Annotated in this window: 6 protein-coding genes and 1 pseudogene; 3 read left to right on the top strand and 4 right to left on the bottom strand. The window is 73.3% G+C overall.

Going from position 1 to position 9,312, the window contains the following annotated elements:
• A partial coding sequence (locus CA983_RS35340; RefSeq protein ID WP_143645635.1) for a DNA glycosylase AlkZ-like family protein occupies nt 1-311 on the top strand: 311 nt, incomplete at its 5' end.
• Nucleotides 312-420: 109 nt separating this feature from the next.
• Here CA983_RS35340 and CA983_RS35335 read toward each other — a convergent pair.
• The 3 genes from CA983_RS35335 to CA983_RS35325 all read right to left on the bottom strand — a co-directional run bounded on the left by CA983_RS35335 (nt 421) and on the right by CA983_RS35325 (nt 5,283).
• Nucleotides 421-1,212, bottom strand: coding sequence for a S1 family peptidase (locus CA983_RS35335; protein WP_086604833.1), 792 nt, complete (start codon nt 1,210-1,212; stop codon nt 421-423).
• Between the two features lie 204 nt (nt 1,213-1,416).
• Nucleotides 1,417-4,269 carry a helix-turn-helix transcriptional regulator gene (locus tag CA983_RS35330; protein ID WP_086604832.1) on the bottom strand — a complete coding sequence of 951 codons (2,853 nt, stop codon included), beginning with the start codon at nt 4,267-4,269 and terminating at the stop codon, nt 1,417-1,419.
• 204 nt (nt 4,270-4,473) lie between these two features.
• Nucleotides 4,474-5,283, bottom strand: coding sequence for a response regulator transcription factor (locus CA983_RS35325; RefSeq protein ID WP_086604831.1), 810 nt, complete (start codon nt 5,281-5,283; stop codon nt 4,474-4,476).
• A 125-nt stretch (nt 5,284-5,408) separates the two neighbouring features.
• Here CA983_RS35325 and CA983_RS35320 point away from each other — a divergent pair, with 125 nt between their 5' ends.
• Together CA983_RS35320 and CA983_RS35315 are read left to right on the top strand one after the other, a co-directional pair.
• Nucleotides 5,409-7,088 (top strand): AMP-binding protein, encoded by a 1,680-nt coding sequence (locus CA983_RS35320; protein WP_086604830.1) that lies wholly within the window; start codon nt 5,409-5,411, stop codon nt 7,086-7,088.
• Complete coding sequence (locus tag CA983_RS35315) at nt 7,085-8,680, top strand: AMP-binding protein (RefSeq protein ID WP_086604829.1); 1,596 nt, start codon at nt 7,085-7,087, stop codon at nt 8,678-8,680. The genes CA983_RS35320 and CA983_RS35315 overlap by 4 nt, the downstream gene beginning before the upstream one ends.
• Before the next feature lie 29 nt (nt 8,681-8,709).
• On the opposite strand, the pseudogene CA983_RS35310 reads toward CA983_RS35315, so the two are convergent.
• Nucleotides 8,710-9,312 (bottom strand): annotated as a pseudogene (locus CA983_RS35310) (hypothetical protein); the annotation flags it as partial.

The raw sequence follows: 9,312 nt of genomic DNA, 5'->3' as shown, positions 1-9,312 counted from the left end.
CCCCGGCCCCGCCGCGCTTCCTGCCCGAGTTCGACAATCTGCTGCTCTCCCACGCCGACCGCACCCGCGTCGTCCCGCCCGAGTACCGGGGCCGCTCCTGGCAGGGCAACTTCGCCTACTGCACGCTCCTGGTCGACGGGTTCCTCGCGGGCCTGTGGCGACTGGAGGAGCACGCGCTCGTGATCGAGCCCTTCGGCCGGCTCACCGGGGTCCAGCGGGACGAGGTCACCGCCGAGGGGGAGCGGATGCTGCGGGCGATGCACCCGGAGACGTCGTACGACATCCGCTTCGGCGCCGTGCGCGCCGCATGACCCCGGGGCGCCGGCCCCACGCATGGAGAGGGGGCGTTGCGGGCCGCTCGTGGAGGCCCGCAACGCCCCCTGGTATGTCACCTGAGGGATACTCAGGAGCTATGCGCGGTCACGAGTTGATCTGCGTCGTGACCAGGTTGGAGAAGGTGGTCAGCCGGGTGTAGACACCCGGGTAACCGGCCTGGGCGCAGCCCTCGCCCCAGGAAGTGATGCCTGCCAGGACGCCCCCGATGAGCAGGGGGCCGCCGCTGTCGCCCTGGCAGGTGTCCACGCCGCCGGAGGTGTATCCGGCGCACACCATGTCGCTCCGCACGAAGTCGGCGCCGTAGGAGCTGCCGCAGCTGGAGTCGGACACGGTCGGAACGGTCGCGGTGCGCAGCTGGTTGGAGGAGCTGCCGTTGGACGAGGTGGTGCCCCAGCCGAGGATGCGGGCGGTGGTGCCGGCCGCGTACACCGAAGTCTGCGAGGAGGAGACGTACTTCGCCGGCGTGTACGGCATCGACGTCGACAGCGTCAGCACGGCCACGTCCTCGCCGTTGGTGACGCTGGTGTAGTTCGGGTGGATCCAGATCTTGCTGACTCTGCCGACCGTGCCGTTGGTGCCGTTGAGGTAGGTGCGGCCGCCGACGACGCGCACGCTGCTGGTCGTCTCGCCGACCATGCAGTGCGCGGCGGTGACGACCTTGGTGGGCGAGACGAGCGTGCCGCCGCAGAACTGGCTCTGCGAGGCGTCCGTGATCTGCATGACGAACGGGTACGCGGTCGTCGTGGTCGTGGTGCCGCCGACGATCGGCTGGGGAGCGGCGACGGCGGCGGGGGCGGAGAGCAGCGCGGTCGCGGCGGCGGCAGCGGTCGCCGTGGCGACGGCGGCGGCCTTCTTGACACGGTTGAACCCGAACATGGGTCTCCTCGGGGAGTTGCCGGTGGGGGGTCGCGCGGGTGGGTGGTGCACGGTGACCCTGACGCCGTTGTTCGGATCTCCGTGTGCCCGGCGAGCGGCACGCGACAAAGCTAGAGCCCGGCAGGGCGGTCTCCCAATGAGGGAACCCCCTAAGGGAGTTGGGCAGGGTAAACCCTCGGTGTGGCCCCGTAAACCCAGGTCGGGTCAGGTGGTGCGGCGGCCCGCCGCCAGCCGGACGATGTCCACCCGTGAACGGATCCCCAGCTTGCGGTAGACCCGGGTCAGGGTCGCCTCGACGGTCTTGACGCTGATGAACAGACGGGCCGCGATCTCCCGGTTGGTCGCGCCCTCCATCACCAGCGAGGCGACCTGACGCTCCATCGACGCGAGGCCCTCCAGCGCGTTGAGCGCGACGGGCGGCGCCACGGAGGCCGGCTCCACCGCCGCGGGACCGGCCGACGCGGCCGCGTCGACCTGCCGCAGCCAGGGCAGCGCCCGGCAGCGCCGGAACAGCCGGGCGGCCTCGTCGTACGACGCCGGCCCCGGCAGGGGAGTCCCGCCGCCGCGGGGGATAGCGGCGGTCTGGGCGCGCAGCCGGGCCAGCGCGAAGGCGGCCCGCGCTTCCTCCAGGCCGTAGCCCAGCCGGCCGAGCCGGTCCTGAACGGACGTCAGCCGGACCAGGGCCGCCTCGTGTTCGCCGCGTGCCGCCCGCACCAGCGCCTCGGCCCGGTCGAGGACGGCCAGCACGCTCTCCCGGCGCAGCCGCAGCGCGTGCACCCGTGCCGTGTCGATGACGTCCTGGGCCTCGCCCGGTTCGCCGATGCGGACCAGGGCCTCGGCGAGGTCGCCGTGCCAGCGGCCGCGCGCCGGGTCGTTGATGCCGAGGCCCTGCTCCAGCTCCCGCACCCGGCGCAGCGAACGGACCGCGCCCGCCGGGTCCCCGGCCACCAACTGGGCGTAGCCCAGCGCCGCCAGAGCCCGGGACAGGTACATCTGGTCGCCGTCGACCTCGGCGTGGTCGGCCGCCTCACGGGCCAGGGCCAGGGCCCGGTCGACGTCCCCGGCCGAGGCCTCCGCGAGGGAGGCGAGCATCGCCGAGGCGCCCTCGCCGATGCCGGCGTCCCGGGCGAGCCGGAGGCTCTCGCGGGCCAGGTCCAGGGCCCGGCCGCAGTGCCCGGAGCGCAGCTCCGTGTCGGCGAGGAAGCGCAGGAAGTGCACCTCGCTCTCGACCATGCCGCGCCTGCGCACCTCGCGCAGCAGCGCGGTGATGGTCGCCCGCGCCTCGGGCAGCTGGTCGCTCATGATCAGCCAGCGGAACCGGGCCGAGCCGGCGCCGTTGTGGTGGCACGCCACATACGGGTCCTGCGGCTCCTTCAGCGCCCGTTTGACGGTCTCGGGGGCGCCCGGGTGACCCATCAGGGTCTCGGTGGAGGCCTGGAAGGACAGCGCCATCAGCTCGGTGCGCCGGTCCTCGCCGCGGGCGGCCAGCTCCGCCGCGTGCGCGGCCTCCTGCCGGGCCTCGGCGAAGTCGCCCTCGACGACCAGGCCGCGCCAGGCCAGCTGGTAGTGGACCAGGGCGAGGAGGCGCGGGTCGTCGCCCGCGTCGGCCAGGGCCTGCGGGAAGACGGCGTCGACGTCGCCGAGCGCCTGCCCGGCCGCCTCGATGACCACCATCCAGGCCCGCACCCGCTCCGCGGGCACGCTGGCCCGGGTCAGCACGTCCCGGGCGATGTCCCGGGCGAGGTCGGCCTCACCGGCGGTGATGGCGTCCTCCGCGGCCTGGAGCCGCCGCTCGTCCGGGCCGGGCGTGCTGTCCGCCGGGGTGTGCCGGGCCGCGAGCAGCCCGAGCGAGGCGGCCACGGACGGCGCCCCGCGGTCCCGGGCCAGCGCACCGGCCTCCGCGAGCCGGGCCGCCACCTCCGGGTCGGTGCCGGAGGTCGCCAGGGCCAGGTGCCGGGCCCGCTCGATCGGGTCGGAGGCCGCCGTGGACAGCGCGGCGTGCACGGCCCGCCGCTCCCGCGCCGGGGCCTCCGCGTACAGCGCGGCCGAGATCAGCGGATGCGCGAACCGTACGGCGGGGCCCTCCGGCTCCGTCGCCAGCAGCCCCAGCGCCGCGGCCTGGGCGGTCTCGGCCTCGGCGTGCTCCCGGCCGGCCGCGTGCAGCAGCGCCAGCGTGGGACGGGCACCGGCACTGGCCACCAGCAGAGTGCGGCGCGCCTCGTCGGACAGCATCTCCAGCCGGCTCAGCACCAGCGCCCGCAGCGAGGTGGGCACGGGCAGCGGCTCGCCGGGCCGGGGCCGGGTGGGGCTCTCGGCCAGGGCGCGGCCCAGCTCCAGCGCGAAGAGCGGGTTGCCGCCGCTGGTGCGGTGGATGTCGCGGATCGTGGAGCGCGACAGGGGGGTGTAGCCGCGGTGGTCGAGCAGTGCGGAGACCTGCGTACGGGACAGCGGGCCCAGCCGGACCGCGAGCGTGTCGGGCGGGGACGCGCGTAGATGGCGGTCGTACTCCTGGCCCTCGGTCCGCACCGCGCACAGCATCTGCACGGGCGTGTCGCCCAGCCGGCGGGCGGCGAAACCGAGCAGCTCGGCGCTGGCCGCGTCCAGCCACTGGAGGTCGTCGGCGACGACCAGGACCGGGCCCTTGGCGGCGAGGGTGCGCAGCGCCGACAGCACCGCGAGGCGCAGCGCGAGCCCGTCGCGCTGGAGGGTGGACTCGCCGCGCCCGGTGAGCGCGGACTCCAGGGCGGTGCGCTGGGCGGCGGGCAGCGCGCCGGAGACGTCGTCCAGGACCAGGCCGAACAGGTCGGCCAGCGCCAGGAAGGGCAGGTGGGATTCGGACTCGGTGGCCGAGCAGCGCAACACGGTCCGGGCCGCGCCGGTGTAATCCGCGGCCAGCGCCCGCAGGACCGTGGATTTCCCGATTCCCGCGGGGCCGTGGAGCAGCACACTGCCGCCTCGGCCGAGCTGTTCACGTGCCGATGTGAACAGGTCCTCCCGGCCGATGACCACGTCGGGGCGGCTCCTGGGAGGCTCCTGGAAGTCCCGTGGCACGGTCACCGCTCCCCTCCGTGTGTCGTGTCCTGGCCAATATTAGGCAACAGTTCTTTGAATTTCGGACGGACGGCGTGGTGAGGGACATAACAACGGAGGTCCGCGCGCGAATTCATCGGTCTCCCGAATGCGGCGGAACAGGCCGGTGGCGCCCGGCCGGGAACCCGTCGGCATATCGAACGGGCAAGGATAACGGAAAACATCGCAAACCTACGGCAACCATCCCGCCCGGCGCGCGGCGACCACGGCCTCGCCCCGGGTCCGGGCCCGCAGCTTCCGCATGGCCGACCGCAGATACGCCTTGACGGTCTCGGGCGTCACGCCCAGCCGCTCGGCCGCGACCGCGTTCGTGGCCCCCGCGGCGACGCACGCCAGCACGTCCACCTCCCGCGGCGTGAGCCGGACCCGCTCCGAGGGGGTGGAATCGGCCGTCAGCAGGGCACAGGCGTCGAGCAGCTCGGCCCGCAGCTCGGGATCCGCGATCTTCGGGGCCAGCGCCCGCAGCGCCGCGTGCGCCTCCCGCACCTGCTCCCGCCCCGCGCCCGGCCCGCCCTCGGCGGCGAGCGAGCGGGCCTCCTCCCGCACGACCAGCGACCGCTCCACGTCCCGCGCCGCCTCGACGGCCTCGTCCAGCATCCGCCCGCCCAGCGGCAGGGCCGTGCGCAGCGCCCCGTACAGCACCCCGCGCACCGAGTGCCGTACGACCACCGGCACGGCCAGCACCGAGCGCAGTCCCTCCACGGCCACCGGGGCGTCGTACTCGTGGCTGATCTGCCGCGACACCGAGTAGTCCGTCACCACGCACGGCCGGGCGAGCACCACCGTCTTGCCGCCCAGCCCGTTCCCGGACGTCACCACCAGCGAACGCAGCGCGTGCGTCGCCGTGCCGCTCAGCTCGCTGATGCGCATCTGCCGCCCGGCCTCCATCAGGCCGCCGAAGGCGACCGGAAGGCCGGTGGCGCGCCGCAGGCGGAGCAGCGCGTTGCGTATCTCGACCGCGTCGGACGCGTCTGCTGTCACCTGCTCGCCCCTTCACTACGGCTCCTGCGCGGGCGCACCCCCCGTTCGGGGGTAGTGAGACCTGCATCACGGATTACACGATGGTTCGGAGCCGCCCGGCAATGGTCCGGCACCAAGGAGGACGAATGGCATCGGCGACGGAGGTGTTCCGCAGCGCGCGGGACTTCCTGCTGGAACACCGCGAGGACTACGGCACGGCCTACGAGGGCTTCCGCTGGCCCCGTCCCGAGTACTTCAACTGGGCGCTGGACTGGTTCGACGAGATCGCGGACGGCAACGCCCGCACCGCGCTGCACATCGTCGAGGAGGACGGCCGCGAGACACAGCTGTCCTTCGGGGAGATGTCCGTACGCTCCGATCAGTTCGCCAACTGGCTGCGCGCCCGGGGCGTGCGCGCCGAGGACCGGATCCTCGTGATGCTCGGCAACCAGGCCGAACTGTGGATCACCGCGCTCGCGGCGATGAAACTGCGGGCCGTCGTCATCCCGGCCACCCCGCTGCTCGGCCCCGCCGACCTGCGCGACCGCGTCGAGCGCGGCCGGGTCCGGCACGTCATCGCGCGCCCCGAGGACACCGGCAAGTTCGCCGAGGTCCCCGGCGACTACACCCGCATCGCCGCGACGGACGCGGGAGCCGTGCCCGAGGGCTGGCTGCCGCTGGACGACGCCTACGGCGCCTCCGCCGAGTTCACGCCCGACGCCCCGACCCGGGCCGACGACCCGCTGATGCTGTACTTCACCTCGGGCACCACCGCCCGGCCCAAACTCGTCGAGCACACCCACACGTCGTATCCGATCGGGCACCTGTCGACCATGTACTGGATCGGCCTCAAGCCCGGCGACGTGCATCTGAACATCTCCTCGCCCGGCTGGGCCAAGCACGCCTGGTCCAACCTCTTCGCCCCCTGGAACGCCGAGGCGACCGTCTTCCTGCACAACTACACGCGCTTCGACGCGCCCCGCCTCATGGCCGAGATGGACCGGGCCCAGGTCACCACCTTCTGCGCCCCGCCCACCGTCTGGCGCATGCTCATCCAGGCCGACCTGACGCAGCTGCGCACCCCGCCGCGCGAGGTCGTCGCCGCCGGTGAGCCGCTCAACCCGGAGGTCATCGAGCAGGTCCGCCGCTCCTGGGGCGTCACCATCCGGGACGGCTTCGGCCAGACCGAGACGGCCGTGCAGGTCGCCAACAGCCCCGGCCAGCCGCTCAAAACCGGCTCGATGGGCCGGCCGAGCCCCGGCTACCGCGTCGAGCTGCTGGACCCCGTCTCGGGCGCGCCGGGCGCGAGCGAGGGCGAGATCGCGCTCGACCTGTCGTACCGCCCCGTCGGCCTGATGACCGGCTACCACGGCGACCCGGACCGCACGGCCGAGGCGATGGCCGGCGGCTACTACCGCACCGGCGACATCGGCGCGCGCGACGCGGACGGCTACATCACCTACGTCGGCCGCGCTGACGACGTCTTCAAGGCGTCCGACTACAAGATCAGCCCCTTCGAGCTGGAGAGCGCGCTGCTGGAGCACGAGGCGGTGGCCGAGGCGGCCGTCGTGCCCGCGCCGGACGAGCTGCGGCTGGCGGTGCCGAAGGCGTACGTCGTCCTGGCGGCGGGCTGGGAGCCCGGCCCCGACACCGCGAAGGTGCTGTTCGAGCACTCCCGTGAGGCCCTGGCCCCCTACAAGCGCATCCGCCGCCTGGAGTTCGGCGACCTGCCCAAGACCGTCTCGGGCAAGATCCGCCGCATCGAGCTGCGCGAGGCCACGGCGGCCGGGTCGGACGCCGAGTACCGCGAGGAGGACTTCCGGTGAACTCGTACAGTCACGGCACCAGCGAGACGGCTCTGCTCGGCGACACCGTCGGGGCCAACCTGGACCGCGCGGTGGCCACCTGGCCGGACCGTGAGGCGCTGGTCGACGTGCCGTCCGGGCGGCGCTGGACCTACGCGCAGTTCGGCGCGGCCGTCGACGAGCTGGCCTCCGCCCTGCTCGCCTCCGGGGTCGCCAAGGGCGACCGGGTGGGCATCTGGGCGGTCAACTGCCCCGAGTGGGTCCTGGTCCAGTACGCCACCGCCCGCATCGGCGCGATCATGGTGAACATCAACCCGGCCTACCGCACCCACGAGGTCGAGTACGTCCTCAACCAGGCCGGGATCTCCCTGCTGTTCGCCTCCCTCGGCCACAAGACGAGCGACTACCGGGCGATGGTCGAGCAAGTGCGGGGCAGATGCGCCGAGTTGCGCGAGGTCGTGTACTTCGGCGACCCGAGCTGGGACGCGCTGCTCGGGCGGGGGACTCCCGGCGCCCGGTTCGAGGACGACGGCCTGTCCTGCGACGACCCGATCAACATCCAGTACACGTCGGGCACGACGGGCTTCCCCAAGGGGGCCACCCTCTCCCACCACAACATCCTCAACAACGGCTACTTCGTGGGCGAGTTGATCGCCTACACYGAGCAGGACCGGATCTGCATCCCGGTGCCCTTCTACCACTGCTTCGGCATGGTCATGGGCAATCTCGCCGCCACGACCCACGGCGCCTGCATGGTCATCCCGGCCCCGTCCTTCGACCCGAAGGCCACGCTGGACGCCGTCCAGCAGGAGCGCTGCACCTCGCTCTACGGCGTCCCGACCATGTTCATCGCGGAGCTGAACCTCCCCGGCTTCGCCTCGTACGACCTCTCCTCCCTGCGCACCGGCATCATGGCGGGCTCGCCCTGCCCGGTGGAGGTGATGAAGCGCGTGGTCAACGAGATGAACATGGCCGAGGTGTCCATCTGTTACGGCATGACGGAGACCTCGCCCGTCTCCACGCAGACCCGGCGCGACGACGACCTGGAACACCGCACCGGCACGGTCGGCCGCGTGCTGCCGCACATCGAGGTGAAGATCGTCGACCCGGCGACGGGCGTGACCCAACCACGCGGCCGGGCGGGCGAGTTGTGCACCCGCGGCTACAGCGTGATGCTCGGCTACTGGAACGAGCCCGAGAAGACCGCCGAGGCCATCGACGCGGGCCGCTGGATGCACACCGGCGACCTCGCGGTGATGCGCGAGGACGGCTACGTCGAGATCGTCGGCCGCATCAAGGACATGATCATCCGGGGCGGGGAGAACATCTACCCCCGCGAGATCGAGGAGTTCCTCTACGCCCACCCCAAGATCCAGGACGTCCAGGTCGTGGGCGTCCCGCACGACCACTACGGCGAGGAGGTCCTCGCCTGCGTCATCCCCCAGGACCCCGCCGACCCGCTCACCCTGGACGAACTCCACGCCTTCTGCCGGGGCCGCCTGGCCCACTACAAGATCCCGAGCCGGCTTCAGCTCCTCGACTCCTTCCCGATGACGGTGTCCGGGAAGGTACGCAAGGTGGAACTGCGGGAGAGGTTCGCGGGCACGCCGTAGCCCACGGGGCCGCGCGCGGATCTCGTGTGTCAGGGCGCCCGGTTCCCCGTGCCGGTGGCGTCCAGGGCGTCGGCCGGGGCGTTCACCGGCCGCGGTGTGCCGGTGAGGTCGAGGACGAACAGCGGGATGCCGAGGGCGTCGGCGCGGGCCCGGGCGTCGTCCGCGTACCCGGCGAGGGAGAAGTACAGGCAGTCCGCCGACTCCGTCATGGCCGTCAGCCACAGGCACTCCACGTCCCGCAGGGTCGCCGGGCGCACGGCCGGGTCGACCAGCGCGACGACGCCACGGGCGGCGAGGCCGATCCCGGACGGCGGCCGCTGGTCCGCCCGCCGGACGCGCCGGTAGCCGAGCCAGCGCAGATACAGCGCGGCGGCCGTGACGGCGTCGAGGGCGGTACGGATCGTGACGGAGCGGAAGGGCGGCCGGGCGGCGTCGGTGGAGGCGGCGGCCTCCCCGGCGGCGGCGGCACCGGCACCGGTGGAGGCAGCAGCCCCCTCGGCGGCCGCCGCGGCATCGCACGGACCGCTCGCACCGCTCGTGTCCGGCGCGGCGTCCCGGCCGGCCTCCGCGTCCGCATCGACCGTGTTGCCCCGGTCAGACCTGAGCCCGCCGTCGGCTGCCGTGTCCTGCCC

The sequence above is a fragment of the Streptomyces swartbergensis genome (assembly GCF_002148965.1).
Taxonomy (GTDB): Bacteria; Actinomycetota; Actinomycetes; order Streptomycetales; family Streptomycetaceae; genus Streptomyces; species Streptomyces swartbergensis.
Note: the sequence above shows the minus strand (reverse complement) of the source record. Positions and strands in the feature narration are given on the sequence as shown.